This window comes from Pedobacter sp. FW305-3-2-15-E-R2A2 (assembly GCF_038446955.1).
In the GTDB taxonomy this organism is placed as follows: domain Bacteria; phylum Bacteroidota; class Bacteroidia; order Sphingobacteriales; family Sphingobacteriaceae; genus Pedobacter.
This window is the reverse complement of record NZ_CP151803.1, coordinates 4,274,393-4,297,390: the sequence shown is the minus strand read 5'-3', so window position 1 is coordinate 4,297,390 and position 22,998 is coordinate 4,274,393. Positions and strand designations below refer to the sequence as shown.

Here is a 22,998-nt window from a genome sequence, read left to right as displayed (position 1 = left end):
AAACGTTTTAAATCAGCTGTCCTCCCAATGGGCTACCAATGAAACAGCAAGGCTATGGTCCTGTTCCAGCCGAACAACGTGCTCAAGATGCATTGACCAAAAACTTTGCCAGTGGTTTTCTCCCGAACCACCCAGTCCGGGCAGAATCAATATTTTTGTCGACATCCTTCTTAGATGGCTTTTTCTAAATTTACAGGGATAAATCTACTGATAATATTTTTTAATAAATTTTTAGACGATATTGCCTGCATTTTAACTAAAATGTTTCCTCCTTATGAAATTTATAGTTTTAATGCGCTTACCGATTATTAAATTTTAAACCGAAATATGAAGAACGATATACGCGTTGCAGACAGCATCTCTAACGAATTAGAAAACGAAATTTTTGATTTGGCGGATGAGGCTTCTGAACTACTGGAAAATGGCAAGACCGAAGCGTCTTTAGGGAAAATAAGGTCGGCTTGGGAAAAGCTGCCGGAGTCCAAATACAATACTCCCGTATCACATATGATATTATCTGAATTGATTCCGGTTTTAAATGCAACAGGAAAATACGAGGAGGCAGTTCAGGTGGCTAAAGACTGGATCAGGGATCTGGAGACTTGTGGTTATAAGATCTATCATACCATTCCCTACATATTACATGGGGAGACCTTACTGTTTCTCGGTCAGCCGGATCTGGCAAAGGAGGCTTTTTATCAGGCGATAAAATACGGCGCTACGAAAAGAGATTTCAACGATAAGCCTGCTTTTTATTTCGACATTGCCAAAAAGAAATTGAACGACAATGAGGAGATTCTGAAACTATTTCAGAAAGAAGTTTTATCGCTGCCTTTCCCTGTACTTAAGACTGAGTTAGCCGAACTTTCAGCCGAACTGACCGATCGTATTGATGTGTTAAGTGAGCAAGGCAGCGACTTATTTGATGAAGATAAATTTCAGGAATGTATTGAGGTCTGGTCGGAAGCATTAGCATTGATTCCCTCTCCGCAGAACTTATATGGAGAAACATTTTGGTTGGAAACTTCTATCGGTGATGGCTATTTTATGTTAAATGAGTTCGAAGAATCACTAGTCCATTTTTTAAATGCAAAAGGGAATATCGAAACCAATGCCTATGAAAATCCATTTGTGATGTTGCGTTTAGGGGAGCTGTTTTTCGAAGTTAACGAGTTCAACGATGCTAAAGAATTCCTGCTTCGGGCATATATGCTGGAAGGAGAGGAGCTCTTTGAAACGGAAGAAGAGAAGTATTTTGACTTTCTAAAGGAAAATGTAAAAATCGATTAAACTATTTAGCGATGAAAAAACTAGTACCGCTATTATTCCTGGTTATTGGCCTTGCGGGCGCCTGCAGAAATGAAACTTCGACCAGGGACAGTAATCCGCCTAAAGCCGATAGCGTTGAAGCTGCTGTGGTGCTCACAGACACAACGGTAAAAGCCGTTTCTGCGGAAATTCCGGTCTCAGACACTAGGGAGGAAAGCCGGGCCAGTGCTGTGGATAGCATAGATTTTAAGAAGTATCAGACTGAGGCGCGAACACCAGCAGGTAAGGCCGCGATAGATTGGCAAAGCTATCCGGAGGCAAGGGGTTTTAGAACCCGGATTACTGAGGGCTATAAAAACGGCGAGATCAATTTTGCGGCGCATTACATTGCCGTTACTTTCGGATGCGGCGCAGGCTGCATTTTAGGTTTTATGGTAGACGTAAGGGATGGGAAAATTTATGACCTGCCTTTAGGAGAAGAGAATTCCTGTTTTTATATGGAAGATGCCGCAGTGATGAAGCCAGACAGCAGGTTATTTATTGCTGCAATTTGTAAAGAAGAGGCAGAATCCACTTCGCTAAATTATAAGGCTTATTTATGGGATGAGGAAAAGAAAACCTTCGGTGCGATCGACGCAGGTGAGTTTGTGAAATCATCAAAAACAGAACGCTGAGATGAAGAACAAGATAGAAATTGAAACTTTACATTTGTTCCCTGTATTGGACAAAATGCTGATCAACCTGTTGAACGATTTAACCGATGAGGAATGGGAGGCGCAGACCGTAGCAAAACTTTGGAAAGTAAAAGATGTTGCCGCTCATCTGCTCGATGGTAATTTGAGAACATTGTCTGCCTCAAGAGATGGTTATTTCGGCACTAAGGCAGAGAATATAAACTCTTTTCAGGACCTGACGGCTTATCTCAATCATCTGAATATGACCTGGACAAACGCCACGAAAAGACTTAGTCCTAAAGTATTGACCTTCCTCTTAGAAATAACAGGACAGCAGTATTCAGCACATCTTAATTCCCTTGAACCATTTGAAAATGCTGTATTTCCGGTTGCCTGGGCAGGGCAGGAAAGTTCAGCGAACTGGTTTCATATTGCCAGGGAATACACCGAGAAATTCTTACATCAACAACAAATCAGGGATGCCCTGGGTAAACCGGGATTGATGATAAAGGAATTGTATGATCCTTTTCTTGATACTTTTATGTATGCCTTCCCTCATACTTTTAGAGAGGTCTCAGCGGCACAGGGAACGGTTGTTTCCCTAATCGTAACCACTGAAATCGGCGGACAATGGAATATTGTTAAAGGAGAGCAGGAATGGACCCTGAACAAAGAAACGAATGTTAAGGCCAATGCTATCGTGAAAATCGCCCCCGACATTGCCTGGAAATTATTCTCTAAAAGTCTGAGACCAGCACAGGTTTTAAAAGAAACCGAGCTCATTGGTGATCAGCAACTGGGGCAACAGGTTTTACAGATAGTTGCCGTAATGGCCTGATTAAAAAGATTTATGGTTTCCTGGTTGCTTCAATGGCATAAACCATCGGTATCTTGTCGTCCAAATGTTCAATTCTATATTTTCCTGGTTCAAACTCGATGGTCTTATTAAAGCAATTATATGGTGAATAGTCGAATTCCTGGAAAGTCTTGATCTCAAGTCCATTTGTAATTAAAGCGCTGATGACCTCAGCCATACTATGGTTCCAGCAAACATACTGTTGGGTAATTTCGGCATTCCGGTCAGCATAAGTTCCACTTTCAGTTTCGAGAATCGGACCTGAATTGAAGTAATTGTAGGCAACAGTCTCGAAATTATCGTCAAACATCCATACCACAGGATGGAATTCTGCGAATATGAATCGTCCCTCAGGTTTCAGGTAATTTGAGATGAGTTTTGCCCATTCCTGAAGGTCGGGCAACCAGGTGATTGTTCCGTAACTTGTAAAAATGATATCGAACTTTTGCTCTAAATGATTGGGTAGGTCGTAAATGTTACAACAGATGAATTTAGCTGTTGAGTTCATTTGGCTTGCAATGCTTTTTGCACTTTCTATGGCTTTATCTGAAAGGTCAACTCCGGTAACTTCGGCTCCAAGCTGACTTAAAGAAATGGTATCCTGGCCAAAGTGACATTGTAAATGTAGAATTGATTTCCCTTCAATATTGCCCAATAGATTTAACTCAATGTCATTGAGCGAAGATTTTCCTTTTAAAAAGCCATCAAGATCGTAGAATGCTGATTTTAAATGTGCGTCTGTTCTGTTATTCCAGGATTGTTTGTTGATGGCGAGGTAATTGATGTCAGTCATGATTTTTGCTTTATAAAGGACATTGAATTTTCTGCAGGATAATATACCAAATTTGTCAATTGAAAGCTACGTTTTTCTTGAACGGATGATGATCGTATTGAGTTTTCCACACTGACCTTTGTAGGTTCCAATGGGATCTCCAAAAATATTTAATGTTTTTGAAACACTGTAATTTTGAGCATCAGCGCTGATTACTTCTGTTGCCTGTAAATATCTTGCCAGTTGTGTAGCGACCGGAGGTAACTTTCGAAAATAAATAGTTAAGATGATAAAGGCAATGGTCAGTATTGCCTTTATTAAAACGTAATGTAATTGATAAAACCAATGTAAGCGGGGATTTTGTCAATTAAGAAAGCTAAAAGTACCGCTGAAATAAAGAAGGTCAGCATTCCTAACAGGTAGGCAACCAGCGTTTTTAAATAGCTGGTTACTTTCTTTTGATCGTAAAATCGTCCAATTGCCCATGCGCAATAGCATATCCCTATCACGTCCGAAATTCTCTTCAGCTTTAGTGGGGTCAATCCTTCGAAAAGTGCAAAAACAGAAGACATCAGCATTCCCATTCCCATCACAAAACACAAGAGAATTAATATTTCGAAAAAATTGTAGCCGGACTTTCCGAAAAATAGTTTTAGCCAAAAGGCGATAAATAGACCCATGATGATATTTGCATAGCCATAATGACTTTGAATCCAGTTGAAAATCAAACTTATTGCGCCTTTTTGTAGGTGCTGATGGTCAGCGTATCGTTCTTCAATATGAAAGAAATGATTGATCAGGCTGTATATTAAGGAGCTGACGATGATAAATATAATCGGCTTTACCAATCTGCTTCTGTTCGCTGTAATGAATTCTCTTATACTTTGTCCCGGTCTGATCAGCAACTCTTTTACGGTATATAAGATGCCCTTTTCAAAATGTAAAATATGCTGAATTTCATGCAGGATATAATGTCCGTCAACTCTTTTGGTCTTTAGCGGCTGACCGCAATTGCAACAAAAATTACCATTGACAGACTTGTTGCAGTTTTTGCAATTCGTCATGGTCATGACCGGATCGGGGTTCATCATCATACAGAGGTTGGTTTCTGCAAAAGTCAACACAAAAATATTCTCAGAGACTACACTTTAGTGTAAATTTATCTCCTGTTAATCCTGGCAAATGAAGAATAAAATGAGTTCAAGCCTGCTTACTAAGAATAACGTAGGGAAAATCTCTGAAGAGGACCGCCTTCTTCAGAAAGATTATTTAGAAGCGCTCAAATCTTTTGCGCGGCTAACCTATGAAAGCGTATATGTGATTGATTATGAGAAAATGACTTTTGAGTACGTTTCAGAAAACCCGTTGTTTTTAGCTGGGCATTCCCCTGAAGAAGTTCTGAATATGGGCTATGAGTTCTATTTTAAAAACGTTCCTGAAGATGATTTGGAATTGTTGACTCTGATCAATAATGCAGGATTTGATTTCTTCGAAAAGCTGCCGGGGGAGGAAAAAAAGCAGTATAGCATCACTTATGATTTCCATTTGGAGAATAAGGATGGTAAACTTGTTCTGATCAATCATAAACTTACCCCCTTGTTTCTAACCAGCGAGGGAAAGCTGTGGAAGGCGATGTGTATCGTTTCTATTTCGCATCATAAAAATGCGGGCAACGTTTATATCTACAAACAGGGCGCTGATGAAATTTGGGAACTGGATCTGGTAAATAATGTCTGGCGCAAATCAGAGAAACCAAAACTCACAAAAAGGGAGATCGAAATCTTGCAGCTGCACGCACAGGGGCTAACGATCAACCAGATCGCAGAAAAAATATTTGTCGCTCCGGATACAGTTAAATATTATAGAAGGCGAATCTTTGAGCGTTTGGGCGTCAGCACTATCGTCGAAGCGCTCTCTTATGCGGTAAACAGCAAAATTATCTGATCAGTCAACAGATAGAGTCGGACAGCTGGCAAACTACTTATACTGTTAAAATATTAAATGGCAGTAAGAAAACGGAGTTAGATGTGGCCCAACGGATTTACCTGACCAAAGATTTTAAAACGTTTGTGGGGAACTCGAAAGAAGTCTGGCAGACGTTTTTGGGAGAAATCGAGTAGTGTTTATTGTTCCAAAGGTCTTTGCGCATCAGCTGAACTACGCTTGTATTCCCCAAGTAAGTACATGATTTCCTCGGCCTTCCTATCCAGATGGGATACTGGAACTTTCGCCGCGCTGCCATCTTTTAATAATAATGTGATGTAATTTTTATAGATGCTTCCGGCATTATCACGTCCTACTTCCTCGATGCCGAATGTAAAATCATCTATGTTTTCCCAGGCATAAAAATGATGTGCTTTAATGAGCAATCCTTCTTCTGTAAAAGTCATATGAGGTGTTTTTCTGATCAGCTCGCGGAGGGCATAAATAAAAAGCCATCCTGGAAATAGACTGAAAACAGCGATGATGCCTATCGTGATCAGTGTAAAATCTCCATAAAAAATATAGATAAAAAGTGCGATTGCTGCGACTGACAACGCTAACAAAGCATATAGATTTATCATTGCTTTTCTGATAATGAGGGGTTCCATGGAAATGTTTTAATCGTAAAAAATCTATGCCTGTAAAATATAACCGTTCTTATTGCCTAAATGACAAAGTAATCATAAAATTATAAATAATGTAAAGCTCCTCTGAATTGCAGCAGCAGGGGCGGTCCTGATGTCAAAATCATTGCTCCATCAGCATGCAGGTGAATTTTATCATTTGAGAAAGGCCGATACTAAAATAATTATGGATATTTTTGTCAGGAAATACAATTCCATTTTGAAAACAGATCTTTTCCTTGTTACGCCTCCCTTTACCCAGCTGAATACCCCGTATCCTGCAACTGCCTATATCAAAGGATTTTTGAATACTAAAGATATTTCTTCGACGCAGGCTGATTTAGGTATTGAGGTAATTTTGGCCTTGTTTTGCAGGAAAGGTCTGGAAGATTTGTTCGGCCATGCCGAAGGGCTCCGTCATCAGCAAAAGAGCTTAAATGCAAAGCGAATTCTTGCCTTAAAAAACGAGTACATCAAGACTATTGATGCCGTTATTGCCTTTTTGCAAGGTAAAAACCCAACCCTGGCTTTGCAAATCTGTCAAGAGGATTTTTTGCCGGAAGCATCGCGATTTGCGGAATTGGAAGAGCTGGATTGGGCATTTGGCGTCATGGGAACGCAGGATAAGGCCAAACATTTAGCCACATTATATCTTGAGGATATTTCGGATTTTATTATCGAATGTATTGATCCGAATTTTGGCTTTAGCCGTTATGCCGAAAGGTTAGGCAGAAGTGCAAACTCCTTTGATGAGCTTTACGAAGCTTTAAACCAGGAGTACACCTATATGGATAAGATCCTGGTTGAAATTTTAGAAGAGAAAATTGCCATTGTTCAACCGAAGTTATTCCTGATCTCTGTTCCCTTTCCGGGAAATTTATATGCCGCTTTCCGCTGCGCACAGTTTGTAAAAAGAAATTATCCTGAGATTAAAACCTCCATGGGTGGCGGATTTCCCAATACAGAATTGCGTTCCCTTTCTGATAAAAGAGTCTTTGAATTTTTCGATTATATCTCCCTGGATGATGGGGAATTGCCTGTGGAACTGATCTATAATTCGATCATAAAAGGTGGAGATTTTAACTTGTATAAAAGAACCTTTTTATTGGAAAATGGAGAGGTTACCTATAGAAATGACGCATTAAGAAGTGATTATAAACAGTCTGATGTAGGAACGCCGGATTATAGCGATTTGAAACTGGACCAATACATTTCGGTGATAGAAATTGTAAATCCAATGCACCGGATGTGGAGCGATGGGCGTTGGAATAAACTGACCATGGCGCATGGTTGTTATTGGGGAAAATGTACATTTTGTGATATTTCTTTGGATTATATTAAAGTCTATGAACCCGTTGCTGCTAAACTGATTGTAGATCGAATTGAGGACTTAAGTGAAAAAACGGGGCAGAATGGTTTTCATTTTGTAGACGAAGCAGCACCACCAGCGCTGATGCGGGAAGTCGCACTCGAAATTTTAAGAAGAAAAATTTCTGTTACCTGGTGGACAAATATCCGGTTTGAGAAAAGCTTTACCAGAGATTTATGCCTGCTGCTTAAAGCATCAGGTTGTATTGCCGTTTCCGGCGGTTTAGAGGTAGCATCGGATCGCTTATTAAAGCTAATCGATAAAGGAGTGACGGTTGAACAGGTTGCCCAGGTTACCCGGAATTTTACGGAAGCAGGGGTATTGGTTCATGCTTATCTGATGTATGGATATCCGACACAGACCATTCAGGAGACCATAGACAGTCTGGAAATGGTGCGACAATTGTTTGAAGCAGGAGTGCTTCAATCTGGCTTCTGGCATCAGTTTGCGATGACTGCACATAGCCCTGTGGGCATGTATCCTGAAAAATTCGGGGTGGTCAAAGAGACCGAAGCGATCGGAACCTTTGCCAATAATGACATCAATTACATCGATAAAACAGGAATAGATCATAATAAATTCAGTTTTGGCTTGAAGAAATCGCTTTTCAATTTTATGCATGGCATTTGCTTCGATTACAAATTGCAGGACTGGTTTGATTTTAAGATCCCAAAAACAACGATTGCTCCTGATTTTATTGAGAAAGCAATCAAAGAGGAAAGTAAGTTCAATACTAAACCAACGGCTAAAGTGGTTTGGCTGGGAGGGAAGCCGGAAGCAGAAAGTTTTACCAAGTACAAAAAGAACAAGCCTCTGGAGATGACGATTTTGACTTTTCATGATAAAAAGGAAAGCTTTGAGATTCAGGTCAATAAAAATGAAGGGGCATGGCTCGGTTCTATCTTAGAGAAAATAGCGGTTTCCAATACCCAGGTATATACATTCCAGGATATTAAGGCTGATTTTGAAAGCAGCATGGAGCATTTTGAATTGTTCTGGTATTCAGAACCAATTTATAATTTAAGAGATTTTGGGTTGTTGGTCTTATAAAATATAGAAACATGAAAATTCATCAGAAAATGGTTAAAAAGCTTAGCTATACCCTTGTTTTTCTTTGTCTGGGGACCTCTCTTTTTGCACAGTTGCCCGAAGAAATTAAATGGGAGCATCTGCTGAAAACCTATAACAAAGACAGTACTGAAATGGTCCTGTCTTTAAATCACAAACTATTACAGGGCCAGTATAAAATCCCTTTTGATGAAGGCGGTTTCGCTTTATACACCATTCATAAAGGATTGATTACAGGTGAGGCTTTTTGGTATTCCCAGGGAGGAAAAATGGAATGTAAACTGCATTATAAAAATGGTCTGCGCAATGGTTTAAAGGAAAACTATAACAGTGAGGACCAGGTTTGGTTGCGTCAGGAATATAAAGACGGCAAGCAGGATGGCCTAAGCGAGATGTATAAAGGAAGCAAAATCATCAACAAATCAGCCTATAAGGCAGGTAAAAAGCATGGTTTGTCTTTAACCTATTCCGGTGATCAGCTGAGTACCGAGGCTTATTATGAAAATGATTTGCGACATGGCCCTTACCGTGTTTTTAATAATGGTAAAATCATAACAGAAAACAATTATAAGGACGATTTGCAAAACGGTTTGTCAACTTCCTACGCTTTGGGCAAAAAAAGCATGGATGCAATGTATGAAAATGGTAAAAGACATGGCGTTTCGCACATGTACAAACCCGATGGAAGTATTCTTTTCGAAAGCTATTACCTTCTGGGCGATAAAGTGACAAAGGCTGATTTTGAGAAATATCAGCAAAGCGATAAAAAATAGTAGGGTCTCTTTATTTATTCTTTCGATATAGCAAAGGTATTCGGATAGATTTCCAGAATCAAAGAAATTACAGAAACTTATGGTTGTATGCACGCTACTTATGGTTGTTATATACAACTATGGATAGAAATATGCCTATCTTTCGACATGCAGCACCAAGAATTTGAACCTCCTGAAGCACTACGGGATACGATAAAGTGCTTTTGGTACAACAGAAGGGAGTCCGGAGAAACAGAATCGGGTTTTGAGGTTGTACCTGATGGTTCCGCGGAAATTATTTTTCATTTCGGAGGTAGCTGCAGCATTGTAAATAACGGAGAGTTGCAACCATTGCCATCACCGTTTATGGTGGGCTTACTTAATCAACCTGCTATCTTTTACATGAAAAACCGTTTAGAAATCATTGGGGTCAGGTGCTTTCCCTGGACGGTATTCGACTTGCTCGGACTGCCTTCCGGTAGAGACTGGATTCGCGTATTTGAACATCCCATCACTCAGCTTCAACCCAGGTTGAATCAGTTGATGCTTGGGGGTAGGATAGCGGAGGCGCTGACTGAGTTAAAGCAATATTTTCTGGAGGCACGGTCGCGGGTTGCTATTGACAGTATGCTCTTCAAAGCGGGAGTTGCGATAAATGAAGCAAAGGGCAACATACCGGTAAGCCAGGTCGCAGCGGCGGCTCATGCGACGGTTCGTACTCTGGAAAGAAACTTCAAGCAATCTTCCGGCTATACGGTTAAAGATGTGTCTGGCCTGATGCGCTTTGAGCAGGCGCGAAACCAATTGTGGCTTTATCCGGATTCTAACCTTGCCAGTTTAGCTCATGAGCTGGGCTATACAGATCAATCCCACCTCAGCAGGGAATTTAAACGCTATAGTGGCAGTACCCCGGCGGCATTTGCCCGAAAAGCAAAGAAAGCGAAACAGGCGCTGGACAGTAATTTTGTCGCATTTATACAAGCCTAACCCAGGCGTATTCCTGAGTTTTGTATTTCATTTATTTTATATGAAAACAACACTTAAAAATCCTTTTATTTACGATGTCATCATTTCCGGTGCCGGACCAGTAGGCCTTTTCCTCGCCTGTGAGCTGGCCCTGGCCAAATGTTCAGTGCTGATACTCGAAAAGGCGGAACATCCGAAATCGCCATTGAAGCAAATTCCTTTCGGTATACGGGGGCTTTCGGCGCCTACTATTGAAGCACTTTACCGCCGCGGTTTGCTAAATGAACTAAAACTACATCAACATATTAAAACTCCTCATGTCAGCTCGGCTGCAGCTGGGAAATTGTCCGAACCGCAACGTCCGGGAGGGCACTTCGCTGGCATTCCCTTTAATTTTAACAATGTAGAGGTTTCACAGTGGAAATACCGTCTGCCAGGCGCTACAGCTATGAGTTTAATTTCCGAAATGGAGGAGCTGGAAACCATGCTGACCAGTCGGGCAGAAGCGCTGGGTGTAGTGATTAAACGTGGACTTACCATGACTGATTTTGATCAAAATCAGTCTGGGGTAACCGTTCAGTCGGCCGACGAATCTTTCCAAAGTAAATGGTTGGTAGGCTGTGATGGAAGCCGCAGTATGGTTCGCAAGACCGGTGGTTTTGAATTCGCTGGTACCGAACCTGAATTTACCGGTTATTCTATTCAGCTTGCTATTGCCGATCCGGAAAAACTTAGCCCTGGCAGAATCGCTACGCCAACAGGAATGTACATGCTATCGCGGCCGGATTATCTGATCCTGCAGGATTTCGATGCCGGGGCATTTCATCAATCCCGAAAACCAGTCACCCTTGAACATGTTCAGGATCTGTTACGCCGCATGTCGAATACCGACGTTACGATTACTGCGCTACATATCGCAACCACCTGGACTGACCGGGCAAGGCAGGCCAGCACCTACCGCAACAAACGGGTACTTTTAGCCGGCGATGCGGCACACATTCACGCACCATTGGGAGGCCAGGGGCTTAACCTTGGGCTGGGCGATGCCATGAACCTTGGCTGGAAACTCGCCGCAATCATTCATCATAGAGCACCGGAGGGGTTGTTGGAGAGTTATGAAGCAGAGCGTCACCCAATTGGCGCACAGGTGTTGGATTGGTCACGCGCACAGGTGGCCATCATGAAGCCGGAGCCAGCTGCCCTTGCGCTGAATGCAATTGTCCGGGATCTTATCAATACCCGAGATGGAGCGACCTATTTCGCAGGACGGATCTGGGGTATCTTTACACATTATGATCTTGGTGGCAATCATCGGCTGATCGGTCATAGTGTTCCCAATTTTGAGTTGGAAGAGGGGATAATGATTGGAGAAATGATGCGCGATGGCCGGGGAATCCTGCTTGACTTTGATGGGAATGCCTCGCTAAGCGCTTTGGCTGGCGATTATGGCAATCCAATGAAGTATGTTTCAGGTCGGGCGAAGGATCAGTTGGGTTTGAGCGCTGTACTGATCCGACCAGATGGAATTGTCGCCTGGGCTGCTGATCAGGAACCGAACGGTCAGGAATTTAAAAAGGCGGCGGCCTGCTGGTTTGCACCAATTTGGAATCGGACACTCTGCGAAGGCCGCAATCTGAGCGGATAATAATTACTGACAGATTCGCCGGAAAAACAGGTTTGTTGCATTGCAATTAATAAATTTATGTATAGATTTATATTATTGTAATTACGCTATCAAAACACCTTTAATCATGTTAACACCCTCACAAATTACCCAGGCGCCTACATGGCATGGGGAAGTCAAAAATTATTTTACCGCTTTTGATATTGCACAAATGCGGAGCATCAGGGGATTCGACCTGAGCAGTTATTCATTCGTGGTGAGCCATGCCCCGGACATTTATCAGCGGGTATCTCTACCTCCTGATGCACCGGGGCGGATGCCGATGGATCCGGGAACACCATGGTCCAAAGAAATGATCAGTAGCTTTCTCGCCTGGATGGTCGCCGGATATCCCGAAGGAGAACCACAACATCAAAATAGCTCCTTACTAAAAATGTCTGCTGTTCCGGTAACAGGGAGGGTAAGGAAGAGCCTGACCTCGTTGACTGCCGAAGAATTGGAAAAACTGAAAACCGCCTTCATCGGAATCATGAATCTTGGTACCGATGATTTGAATGGATATTTTCAGAATGCTGCAATACATGGATTACCACTTGCATTCTGTCAGCATCATGATCCGGGTTTTCAGCCATGGCACAGGGTTCAAATGTGGGCATTTGAAAATTGCCTGCGTACAATTGAAGGTTGCGAAGACGTAACATTGCCTTATTGGGACTTTAATGAGCTGCTGCCCGACTGGATGTATGAAGCACCATTTGGTTCCTATACCTTGCCAATTGACATCGGTACCGCCTCAGGAAGTACTAATCCCAATTACAAAGCGGGCTACCAAACAAACCGTTACGATGCTCAGACCATTTTCAAAAATTTCAATGCGGATGTCATGAAATACTATGCCAATGCGCAGACAGAAGTATGGTGGGACAATTTCAATGGTCTGCTTGATGGTACGCCCAGCCTGGACTTCATCGAGGGCCATGATTCCGGACACGATGCCACAGGCGATACGATGAGTAAGCAAAATATTTCTGCCTTTGATCCCATTTTTTGGTTTTACCATTGCAACCTCGACCGAATGTGGTGGATATGGCAGGCCAATAACAATGCTCAAACCGTTGATGGTTTCATGAAAACCATTAAAAACAAAAGCAGCTCCAGTTATCTCGTGTTTACCAATGCTGCATTGGGTAAGATGAATCCATGGGCGCAGACCTTGAAACGGGATGACCTGACCGCAGAATTTACCATAGACCTTGCTACGAATTTTGATGTTTCCTATGAATCTATGACCTTGGATCTGCCGCAGGCCCAATCAAACAAGCACTTGTTTCTGGGCATGGCACGGACCTTTTCGGCCTATGATCAGGAAGTCAATGTGCGGGTGAGCGACCTGGATAGAACCAAGATTCCCGGCACTTTCAAGGTGTATCTGCTTAAAGATGGGGAGGTGCTGGATAAGTCTGTTTTTTTCCAGCCGGACGAAGTAGAAAAGTGTTCCAATTGTATGAAAATACCAAAGGTTCATTTTGACTTCAGATTACCGCTCGCTTCGGTAACAGGCGGTCTGCTCAGCATCCGTGTAGAACCGAACGATAAAGAAATGTATGGTGCCACTGTTCCGCTTAAAGTGCTTGGCAATCCTACAATTGCAGTATCGCTGTTAATGGATGCGATATAATATTTGCGGTCGTTTAAAACCCTATAAGCCGAATGACTTATGGGGTTTTATTTTTTCTATTCTGTCGCTGTAACAGGCATCGGAGCAATTGGGTTTTCCTTTTCTACGTCAAGAAGAACACCTCTTTCTTTAGTATCGAATTGCGAATAATGAAGGGAAAGTGTATCTCCAACCTCAACCGGGAAAGTAACATTTGCATAGGTAATTTCAAAGCATTCCTGACCAAAATAAATGAAGGTCCCATCCCCGGGAGGTTCCTTTTTAGTGATTTTTCCGGTGAGTATAAACTTCGGATTATTTAGTGATTGTTCGTTTTTCTTGTTGGTGGAAAAAGCAGACACATTATATAAAACGACAAGGGCCAGGCTGATGATAAAATACCATAATCCCAGGAAAAAGACTAAAATTAAAAGAGGGATCAGTAAATTATTGGCCTGATAATAATTCTTTATCGTCTTTTTGATGACTTGCTTGTCTGCTGCTGTTAAAGGCAGAAGCGCTGTGGTATAAAAGTTATCGGCGTTTTCGTAAAGCGGATCAGGCATGGTCTAATCTACAATTTTTGTGCACTAAAACCAATTGTCTTTCGATATCAAATGCCCGTTCAACCAGTTACTGAATGGTCACATTATTGCTTTTGGATTTTAGTTTTCTGAAGGGATCCGCCATGAACTCTTCCAGATAATCAAATGCATCGGCTCCAAACCCAGATCCATGTGCCCTGTTATGGATAAGGAGAAGCTGTGCGTTGGGAAGGTATCTTTTGATCAGGATGTTGTAAAAAGGCCTGCACCAGGGGTCTGCATCACCTCCGGAGATCAGGGCTGGAATCGTCGAGTAGACAGGTGTTTTTGCTTCCTGTTCTTCTGCTTTGACCCTCCAGCAATCGCAGATTGCTGCGTTCACATTATTAAAAGGGTAACCCGCAAACCAAGGCAGAATTTTCTCCTGCAGGGCAATCAGTGCGGGGTTTGAATAGGCAATTTGTTCCGAGCAATAAACCGAATACCGCATGCCTAAAGAGAGGCCCGGGTCTCCTGAAAATACGCCATTGAGTATTTCAGTGATATAACCGTAATGATTGCCCTTTATAATCTCATCCATGACAAATGGAACGGATCGCAGACGGCTATTGTCAATTCTATCGATTATTGCATCAAGGAGTTCTGCTTTTCCATATCTTATAGTAAGGGAGTCTGTTTTTCCTTTTGGCAAGTACCTGATCGTAAAGCGCTGACCGGTTATTTTGCTGAAATATTCCTGGAAACGGTTTCGCAGATCTTTATATCTTTCATTCTTTGAGGAATCTGCAAGCACATTGCTGAAAATCTGTTCCAATGCTTCATTCATATTGATCAGTCCATGCTCCTCATAATTAACAAAGCCAGGGAGTGGTGAATTTAAAACGAGTGCTTTGATTCCTTCGGGATGGTTTTTGGCTACTTTAAGCATCAATCCGCCACTGTAAGAAAGACCTACAAGGGTCAGCGACTGGATTTTTAAAGCAAGTTTCAGATCGTTGATATCGGCTGCACTTTCTGTGGTATTATAGGAAGAAAGATCAATGCCCTGAGCGCTGATCTTTTTTCTGCAAGCCTTTACCGCAAGGAGCAAGAGGCTGTCTCTGGAAAGATTTTCTACATACGATCGTTTAATGGCCTCCTCTATTTCAGGACAGTCTAATGAAGGAATTGCCTTTTTTGTTCCGCGCTGATCGAAAGCAATAAAGCCTCCGTATTTCAGGAAGCCAGAGTTTGCGGTAATCCCGGAAATTCCCAACGTTGTGCTGTAACCAGGGCCACCAGTGGTGTAAAGTGAAATGTTCCTTACCGAATCCATTCCCTCTTTCCGGACAAAGATAAAAGGTATTTTAATGAGGGCTTTACCGGGCCGCTTCCTGTTTTCCGGAACAACAAGATAACCACATCTGGCAATAACACCCTTTTCAATTTTAATGTTGCATGGACCCGGTTCAATCTTTGGCGGGTAGGGCTGGGCAAAACCTGCGGATAAGCCAAGGGCAAATAACAGGAGAAGGATGGAGGAAAATTTCATGTTCTTTTTTGACAAATTTACTGTTGCCATTTTATGGAAAAAAGGTAAAAATCGGACAAAATTATCTTGATTCCGAAATGCGGGTACCTGTGAACTTAATCACATCCCTATAAAAATGGCTCATGTCATAGTAACCGTAGGAATCTGGGAGAAAGCTGTCGCGCTTGCTCAGAAAGTCGGTAATGGAAGTCCTGGCCCTCAGGATATTGAAATAGTTTTTTGGTCCGGTGCCCACAACTTTGTTGAAATATCTGTTCAGCGATTTTTCAGTCAGGAATAGCTCATTGGCCAGTTGAGCTGCAGAAAGCTTCATCCCGGTATCTAAAAAGGTGTCGATGGAACGCTGTACCGTCATGAGATAATGGCGTGTTGCATTTTGAGCTTTTCGTTCGATCAGATAGTCCTCCCAGAGCTTTATCCGGCTTTCAAAATCGGGAGCTCTTTTTATCTGGTCAATTTTGTGAGGAGGAACCAGTTCATCCAGCGAAATGACCTGGTCTGCGATCTTCGTCTGACTTATTCCAAAAATAGCCTCGAAACCTCCCGGTAAAAACTTTACCGTGAATATATTGTCGGTTGGTGCATTTTCCCGTTCTATGGTCTGGCTCCGGAGGACAAGTACATCTGTCCACTCATCAATTTGGTGGGCTCTGCTTGCCAGGTGAAGCTGGTAAGGACTTCCCAGGTTCATCCAGATGGTAGGACTGAAGCTCGGAAAAAGTTTTACCGTAAACTTCTTATCTTGGATAAAAGATCCTGCCGAAATAAGGTCTGTTTCTGAAAAAAACTCGATAAAAGGAGAGAGCGTTTCCATTGGAAGCGAAAAACGGTAGAGCTTTCTGATATTATCGAATATTTCTATCATGTTTAGGATTCGGACATAAGATGATTTTTTTCCGGGCAGCCGGAGTTTTTATTTTTTATTCAGCCGTTCCAGCATTAAAGATGAAAAACATTTGACTCCTGTTCGGATACTTTCTTCATCAAATTGGAAATTCGGGGCATGATTCATGGCAATAATTCCTTTTTCGATGTTGGAGCCCCCAAGAAAGAAGTAAACACCGGGTATTTTTTGTTGAAAATAGGCAAAGTCATCATTAAAATATGGTACCTGACCGTAATCGGGAATGATTACCTCTTTTCCGTAGATGTTTTCAAGAGTTTTTGATGCAATATTTGTTAACTTTTCGTCATTGATCACCGTTGGATTTTCTTGTATATAGGAAATGGAAAGCAGCTGGTTTTTATAACCACTGTCTTCTATTACCTGTTTAATTTTAGGAAGGATGTCTTTCAGCTTAGATGAATCCGTCTCGTATAAATATGCTTGCAGAGAGAGGATGTCGTTTTTAGAATGAATGTTGAAATTCTCATCCATAAACAAGTAATCCTTAAAAATGGTGTTGGGATTCATCAATCCGATTTTTGGGTCAATCATCTGTTGTATTTCCCATGGCTTGCTGTTGGTGGTTACACGAGATAAAAAACGGTGGATTTTTTTTGTTAATGCTTTTGCTTCCTCTTTGGATAATTCATCTTTTAATTGAATGTGTACTCTTTTTTGATAGGCAAATAGCTCATTTGGTTTGACCATGATTTGCCCGGCCGGTAAGGCCGTTACATGCAATCCATAAATCTCGTCTGGCTTTATCCTGGACAACAAACCGTCATTAATCATACCTTTTGCGCCGATAAAGGTTTCTTCTTCCGGCTGAAATATAAAATATGCAGTTCCATTTAAAGATGCTTTATGCTTTGCAAGTACTTCAGCTATTCCCAGCCCAATTGCCATGTGTATATCATGACCGCAACCATGCTGAATGCCCTTGTTTTTGGACTTGAAAGCAACTTCATCAGGAAAATCATTTGGCAATGCATCCATATCGGATCTCCAGACTATTTTTTTCCCCTTTCTGCCTCCCTTTAAAATCCCTACAACACCATGACCGTAAATGTTGGTATCTACTTCAAGCCCTAAGTCAAGTAAATATTGTGCGATGACTTTTTTAGTTCGTATTTCATTTCCTGCCAGTTCTGGATTTTCATGAAAGTCTCTCCTGATTTTAACGAGTTTGTTGAAAATGTGATCAGTTTGCAGCTGGATAGACGAATGGGTTAAAGCCGCTTTTGATGTAATTTTAGGTTTCGGTTCTTGTGCAGATGAAACGGAAATAGTAAAGCAGCTGAAGAGGAATAGGAGTTTTTTCACGGTTGATACCTGATTGATTTAAATCAGTAATTGTTAGAGTAGGTCATCAACTAAAAGGTTACACGCTTTATTTATTTTTGAACTTTATTTAACTCGATTGCTTTTTGTGTGTTGTTTGTAGTTTTGTGTGTTGCTGGAATTTACATAGATTTAATCTTTAGTGAATGATGTGCCTGTTTTTTTAGATCTGGATTGGTTTTTATTATCCTTAGCAAGGAAGGGAGTCCGATGCTAATTTGTTTCGCCACCCGGCTATGTCCGTAACATGACCAATGTCCATCATTTGCATTTAAAGCCCAGCTTTTTTCCCCTTTCTCTGTATTTAATACCATATTTTTGACGTGGTAATGATTGGCCAAATTAATGATGGTCTGTTCAGTTCCCGGATGAAAAACTAACACTACTTTCTCCATATCGTAATTTTTACGGCAGTAGGCAAACAATTTGTTGACGTCAGTTCCATCGAATTCTGGTTTCCTCGCAATGGTTTTTTTTGTATCACCTTTGTGGTCTTCTTTGTTTTTTGCATCAACAAACAGGGGGAATCTTAAGTATAAATAATACAGGAGTTTAATGTTGTAAAGGATCTTTTTTAACCCCGGACTTTTTAAATTGCCATTTAGAATCGTATTCGTACTTAAGTCGATCTGGACCCGATCTGTATGTCGTTGATTAAGCGCAGAGCTTTCCGGAAAATCGCCGGTGTTTACATAAATAAGGTGCAATTTCGGATGGATGGTGGAATCTAGTAGTTTGCTGATTTGCATCGCTTCAATAAAGGTGACTCCGGATCTGCCAGCTTCGAAAAAACTGTAATCCTGAAATCGGGATTTAAGCAGATTTCCTTGATTACAGGAGATAGGATTCATCATGTTTTCAATGTAGGAATCACCAATAACAGAGACCACCGTGTCTTTGCTGGTATCGGATGTGCCAAGCCAGCCATATTTATTCACGACCCATTTTGTCTTTGCTTTGGTATAATATCCAGTCTGACCAGGTACATATCGCTGTATCCCTGTTTTATCAATATACAATCTTGGAATATCCGGAACAAGCTTGTAGATCCTGATGATGAATTCGCCGGCAACACCAATCACAAAAGTAAATACGAGGAGTCTGATCAGGAATTTTTTCATAAATAATTGCTTTTTTGGGGTGCGGGTGATTTCATCTAAAATTGAAAATATATAAAGGTTTGAGCTTCTCCCTGATAAATAAACATGAGCAGGATAAGGGAGAAATAGAATGACCATCTTAGCGCTACAGGTACTTTCGCGATATTACTTAAGGAGAAATGACCTGCTCTGCCAATCCATTCTACCAGCAGAAATCCTGAAACAAGAAGAGAAATGACTAAGGTAGATTCGGAAATATCTGGTGTGACAAACAAGGAAGGAGAAAAGATTCCTTTTATATATTCTATGGCGTCGGACAGGCTTTTGGCTCTAAAAAATATCCAGGCAAATACCGTTAAACTAAAGGTGAGTACAATGTTCAGAAAATCACGGAGACTTGGCAGGTATTTGCCTTCTGCTACGATATTTAAATTATCCCTATGGGTGTTGAACAGGATCGAGGGCATGATGTACAAGGCATTTAATGCGCCCCATATGATGAATGTCCAGTTGGCACCATGCCAGAAACCGCTGACAATGAAAATGATGAAGGTATTTCTGACTTTTTTCCAGAGGCCGGCTTTACTTCCGCCTAAAGGAATGTATAAGTAGTCACGAAACCAGGTGGAGAGCGAGATGTGCCAGCGCCTCCAGAATTCAGCGATGTCGCGGGAAAAATAGGGGAAAGAAAAGTTCTTTAAGAGCGATATTCCAAAAAGCCGGGCCGTCCCTAAGGCGATGTCCGAATAGCCGGAAAAGTCTCCGTAGATCTGAAAAGCAAAGAACACTGCTCCTAAAACTAACATGCTGCCTGGTTGACCACCAGGATGGTCGAATATCGTATTGGCGATATCGGCACAGTTGTCTGCAATGACGATCTTCTTAAAGAGCCCCCATAAAATTTGCCGGAGACCATCCACCGCATTGGTGTAATTAAACTGTCTTTTGCGCTGAATTTGCGGTAACAGGTGGGTTGCTCTTTCTATCGGACCGGCAACCAGAAGTGGAAAGAAACTGACGAATACGGCGTAGTCGATAAAATTTCTTTCGGCTTGGATTTTACCTTTATAAATATCGATCACATAAGATAGACCATGAAAGGTATAAAAGGAAATTCCTACGGGAAGGATCACATTTAAGGTAGATGGATTCACCTGCAGTCCTAAATTCCCTAACGCTTCCGCAAATGAGCTGGCAAAGAAATTGTAATATTTAAATATACCGAGAAATCCAAGGTTAATCAAGACGCTTAGCCAGAACCAGAATTTCTTCATTTTTTGGCTATTGGATTCAAACATTTTTATTCCCGTAAAATAATCTAATAGGGTGGAGAAGATTAAAAGAAACAGGAAGCGCCAGTCCCAGCAGGCATAAAAAAAATAGCTTGTAGACAGCAACAACATATTCTGGAGCTTCAAATTCTTATTGGCGACAAACCAATAGAGAAAAAAAACTATGGGCAGGAATATGGCAAAATTGATGGAGTTGAAGAGCATTGACTTTGAAATTAAAAGGGTAATTATCTAGCCTAAAATTAAAAGTAGAATAAAATAAAATGATTGCAAGGGGTTGTATGTCAGTTGTATATCAGGTTGTATACTTTACACTCTTTGGTTTACACTTTTAGTCGTCTCGATGGTCTGGAGCAGCAAACAGGGGGGTGGAAGAAAATTTTGATAAATGCTTTGGATATTTACATATTTTTTGCAATTTGTAAATGACATTACACGGTCAAACCATTTAAAGAAGTAGTAGCCCTTACGATTTATTTCTTAGCGACGTTCCTCAAACAAACATTATTTTAACACTCTTAATTCCTAATTGCATGGCAAAGTATAATCTTGAAGCCAAGTATTTCCTACAGGAAAATCTACGTAAGTTAGATGATGCTGTACTGGATAAGCTTTGGCAGCTCTATGCCGAAATCTGTAAATTCTGGGAGACTGTTGAAGATCCGGCTGATATGAAAGCGGATTTTCTGGTTTTTATTTCCAACCGTATAGAAACGGATCTCCGGTACCTGATCGAGTATGTAAATTATGCGGAGGTGATCGATGAACTGATCAAAGAATTTGGTGCGGAGACGGCTTTCAAAAAGCTGTTTACCGATACTCAGGCGAATATTACACCCGCATTTACCAATCTGGCCAGGGCAAAGCAACTCGTCGTAAATGAGTTCATCGCTTTAAACCTCGCGCTTGGAGGATTCAGAACTTTCGGTGACCCCAGTGTCCCGCAGGGTGTCCCGTTAAACTATCCGGGATACATTGGAGGAATGAACAGAAAAGACAACATACCATACCGTACTAAATCTAAATAATTATGCAGACAGAGATCATCGTTATCGGATCTGGAGTCGCAGCAACCGCTCTTATTACCAAAATTCTTGAATCCCGTCCGGATACGACCATTACCGTACTAGAAGCAGGAGGAAAAATAAAGATGCGGGATTTCGCACTCTACCAGAACTACCTGATCAGCAATAAGCTTCCTTTTGACCATCAGAATATTTATGATTCCTGTTATGATCTGGCTTATCAGGATAGAGATAAGCCAGGCGAAAATGCGTTTTCAGGAGATACAGAAATCCCTATGAATGGATCGAGAGCATTTCTCTATGGCGGTTCTACAGTGCATTGGGGCGGTTGGGCCTTTCGGCTTAAGGAGGAGGATTTTAAACTTCGAAGCAATTTAAAGGCAAAAGGAAAGGCGACAGGAGATGTGATCGACTGGCCGATCAGTTATGCTGATCTTGAGCCTTTTTATCAGGAAGCAGAAGATTTTATCGGCGTGTCGGGAGATTCAGAAGATCAGACCACTGCACGTTTAGGGAAATATCCGTTCCCGGCTTTTCCATTTACTTTAGAAGATGGACTGTTTATCGACGCATTCAATAAGCTGCCGCAACCGATCAGTTATGCCCATTTGCCGATAGCCCGTTATGGAGATACCCATTCCAATAACAGTCATGGACCATGTCATACTACAGGCCTTTGTAAATACTGTCCTTTTGGCGCCCGTTTCGTAGCGGCAAACAATCTTGACGACCTGGTGTCATCGGCGAAGTATCCGAATTTAAAGATCATTACCAATGCGATTGTTGAGGAGATTCTGATGGACACCAAAGATCATGCGACAGGAGTAAGGTACTTTGACAAAAAGAAGAATATCTGGGTAAATATTCAGGGCAAGCGGATTATTGCGGCTGCTGGCGCGATAGAAACACCCAAACTATTACTACGTTCCGCAAAAAATCTATGGGAAAACGGGATCGGCAACGACCGTGATCTGGTAGGTCGGTTTTTAATTTCGCATCCTTATTTTTTTTATAAAGCGGTATTGCCCAAAAACCCGCAGATGTTACAACCGGAGATGGGTTTTCCAACATTGGTGTCGCGCCATTTTGATAGTCTGGAAGAACAGCATAAAGGTAAATTCATTATGATCAATCCACCCTCATCCCCGAAACTGAATCTTGCCAGATCTATGGGGAGTGGCAAGAGCAGGGAAGAGATCATTAAATCCATCCAGAACAATGCTACAGTACAATTACAGGGAATTGTTGAAGTTTTTAGTGAAGCCCGTAACCGGGTAACGAATACGAAGAAGACAAACCGGTTTGGTTTATGGGAAACAAAAATAGAGTTCTGGAAAAGCCCCGGATTCGAGGACAGAATGAAAGAAATAGAGGGAACCGTAAAAAAGATATTCGAGCAGATGGGGGCGGTAGATGTGGGCATTGAAACCGCGATCTCCTGGCGTGCTGACCATGCAGCCTGTACCACCCGGATGAGCAGTGATCCTGAAGTTGGAGTCGTAGACCAGAACCTCAAGATCCACGGAACCTCCAATATCTATGTCTGTTCCAATTCTTCTTTTTCCTCCCTGGGGGCAGTAAATCCAACCCTGACCCTGACGGCCTTGTCATTAAGGTTAGCGGGACATTTATTAACCGAATTAAAAACCGAAGCCAACTTGTAAC

At 41.7% G+C, this 22,998-nt stretch carries 21 protein-coding genes; 11 read left to right on the top strand and 10 right to left on the bottom strand.

Annotated features, from left to right (window positions below; genetic code table 11):
- Window positions 1-12: 12 nt before the first annotated feature.
- Window positions 13-165 (bottom strand): alpha/beta hydrolase, encoded by a 153-nt coding sequence (locus tag AAFF35_RS17150; protein ID WP_342327756.1) that lies wholly within the window; start codon window positions 163-165, stop codon window positions 13-15.
- 162 nt (window positions 166-327) lie between these two features.
- Between AAFF35_RS17150 and AAFF35_RS17145 the strand changes: the two genes are divergently transcribed.
- Genes AAFF35_RS17145 through AAFF35_RS17135 form a run of 3 tightly spaced genes read left to right on the top strand, consistent with a single transcriptional unit; the run spans window position 328 to window position 2,781 of the window.
- Window positions 328-1,290 (top strand): hypothetical protein, encoded by a 963-nt coding sequence (locus tag AAFF35_RS17145; protein ID WP_342327755.1) that lies wholly within the window; start codon window positions 328-330, stop codon window positions 1,288-1,290.
- Window positions 1,291-1,301: 11 nt separating this feature from the next.
- Window positions 1,302-1,943 (top strand): hypothetical protein, encoded by a 642-nt coding sequence (locus AAFF35_RS17140; protein WP_342327754.1) that lies wholly within the window; start codon window positions 1,302-1,304, stop codon window positions 1,941-1,943.
- Window position 1,944: 1 nt separating this feature from the next.
- A complete protein-coding gene (locus tag AAFF35_RS17135) occupies window positions 1,945-2,781 on the top strand; it encodes a maleylpyruvate isomerase N-terminal domain-containing protein (protein ID WP_342327753.1) in 837 nt (278 codons plus the stop codon).
- Between the two features lie 10 nt (window positions 2,782-2,791).
- Here AAFF35_RS17135 and AAFF35_RS17130 read toward each other — a convergent pair whose 3' ends face one another.
- Both AAFF35_RS17130 and AAFF35_RS17125 read right to left on the bottom strand, forming a co-directional pair.
- Window positions 2,792-3,592, bottom strand: a complete 801-nt coding sequence (locus AAFF35_RS17130; protein ID WP_342327752.1) for a methyltransferase domain-containing protein — start codon at window positions 3,590-3,592, stop codon at window positions 2,792-2,794.
- Window positions 3,593-3,888: 296 nt separating this feature from the next.
- Window positions 3,889-4,665 carry a DUF3667 domain-containing protein gene (locus AAFF35_RS17125; RefSeq protein WP_342327751.1) on the bottom strand — a complete coding sequence of 259 codons (777 nt, stop codon included), beginning with the start codon at window positions 4,663-4,665 and terminating at the stop codon, window positions 3,889-3,891.
- Between the two features lie 88 nt (window positions 4,666-4,753).
- Between AAFF35_RS17125 and AAFF35_RS17120 the strand changes: the two genes are divergently transcribed.
- Window positions 4,754-5,515, top strand: coding sequence for a helix-turn-helix transcriptional regulator (locus tag AAFF35_RS17120; protein WP_342327750.1), 762 nt, complete (start codon window positions 4,754-4,756; stop codon window positions 5,513-5,515).
- Between the two features lie 179 nt (window positions 5,516-5,694).
- Here the strand turns inward: AAFF35_RS17120 and AAFF35_RS17115 are convergent, their stop codons facing one another.
- Entirely contained in the window at window positions 5,695-6,162 is a 468-nt protein-coding gene (locus AAFF35_RS17115; RefSeq protein ID WP_342327749.1) for a hypothetical protein, read from the bottom strand.
- Window positions 6,163-6,364: 202 nt separating this feature from the next.
- Between AAFF35_RS17115 and AAFF35_RS17110 the strand changes: the two genes are divergently transcribed.
- The 5 genes from AAFF35_RS17110 to AAFF35_RS17090 all read left to right on the top strand — a co-directional run bounded on the left by AAFF35_RS17110 (window position 6,365) and on the right by AAFF35_RS17090 (window position 13,634).
- A complete protein-coding gene (locus AAFF35_RS17110) occupies window positions 6,365-8,596 on the top strand; it encodes a radical SAM protein (protein ID WP_342327748.1) in 2,232 nt (743 codons plus the stop codon).
- 11 nt (window positions 8,597-8,607) lie between these two features.
- On the top strand, window positions 8,608-9,387 hold the full coding sequence (locus AAFF35_RS17105) for a toxin-antitoxin system YwqK family antitoxin (RefSeq protein ID WP_342327747.1): 780 nt from the start codon (window positions 8,608-8,610) through the stop codon (window positions 9,385-9,387).
- 147 nt (window positions 9,388-9,534) lie between these two features.
- A complete protein-coding gene (locus AAFF35_RS17100; RefSeq protein ID WP_342327746.1) occupies window positions 9,535-10,353 on the top strand; it encodes a helix-turn-helix domain-containing protein in 819 nt (272 codons plus the stop codon).
- A 40-nt stretch (window positions 10,354-10,393) separates the two neighbouring features.
- Window positions 10,394-11,977: an FAD-dependent monooxygenase gene (locus tag AAFF35_RS17095; protein WP_342327745.1), complete on the top strand. Its 1,584-nt coding sequence runs from the start codon at window positions 10,394-10,396 to the stop codon at window positions 11,975-11,977.
- A gap of 106 nt (window positions 11,978-12,083) precedes the next feature.
- Window positions 12,084-13,634, top strand: a complete 1,551-nt coding sequence (locus AAFF35_RS17090; protein ID WP_342327744.1) for a tyrosinase family protein — start codon at window positions 12,084-12,086, stop codon at window positions 13,632-13,634.
- A gap of 56 nt (window positions 13,635-13,690) precedes the next feature.
- On the opposite strand, the gene AAFF35_RS17085 is transcribed toward AAFF35_RS17090, so the two are convergent.
- From AAFF35_RS17085 to AAFF35_RS17060, 6 genes are all read right to left on the bottom strand, one after another.
- Window positions 13,691-14,179, bottom strand: coding sequence for a hypothetical protein (locus tag AAFF35_RS17085; protein ID WP_342327743.1), 489 nt, complete (start codon window positions 14,177-14,179; stop codon window positions 13,691-13,693).
- A 67-nt stretch (window positions 14,180-14,246) separates the two neighbouring features.
- On the bottom strand, window positions 14,247-15,689 hold the full coding sequence (locus tag AAFF35_RS17080; RefSeq protein WP_342327742.1) for an alpha/beta hydrolase: 1,443 nt from the start codon (window positions 15,687-15,689) through the stop codon (window positions 14,247-14,249).
- A gap of 61 nt (window positions 15,690-15,750) precedes the next feature.
- Window positions 15,751-16,554, bottom strand: coding sequence for a helix-turn-helix domain-containing protein (locus AAFF35_RS17075; RefSeq protein WP_342327741.1), 804 nt, complete (start codon window positions 16,552-16,554; stop codon window positions 15,751-15,753).
- 48 nt (window positions 16,555-16,602) lie between these two features.
- On the bottom strand, window positions 16,603-17,898 hold the full coding sequence (locus tag AAFF35_RS17070) for a M20/M25/M40 family metallo-hydrolase (RefSeq protein WP_342327740.1): 1,296 nt from the start codon (window positions 17,896-17,898) through the stop codon (window positions 16,603-16,605).
- A gap of 140 nt (window positions 17,899-18,038) precedes the next feature.
- Window positions 18,039-19,037: a hypothetical protein gene (locus AAFF35_RS17065; protein ID WP_342327739.1), complete on the bottom strand. Its 999-nt coding sequence runs from the start codon at window positions 19,035-19,037 to the stop codon at window positions 18,039-18,041.
- 35 nt (window positions 19,038-19,072) lie between these two features.
- Window positions 19,073-20,290, bottom strand: coding sequence for an MBOAT family O-acyltransferase (locus AAFF35_RS17060; protein ID WP_342327738.1), 1,218 nt, complete (start codon window positions 20,288-20,290; stop codon window positions 19,073-19,075).
- Between the two features lie 551 nt (window positions 20,291-20,841).
- Between AAFF35_RS17060 and AAFF35_RS17055 the strand changes: the two genes are divergently transcribed.
- Window positions 20,842-21,336: a hypothetical protein gene (locus AAFF35_RS17055; RefSeq protein WP_342327737.1), complete on the top strand. Its 495-nt coding sequence runs from the start codon at window positions 20,842-20,844 to the stop codon at window positions 21,334-21,336.
- 2 nt (window positions 21,337-21,338) lie between these two features.
- The gene (locus AAFF35_RS17050) at window positions 21,339-22,997 is read left to right on the top strand and encodes a GMC family oxidoreductase (protein WP_342327736.1); all 1,659 of its coding nucleotides are present in this window, start codon (window positions 21,339-21,341) and stop codon (window positions 22,995-22,997) included.
- Window position 22,998: the final 1 nt, after the last annotated feature.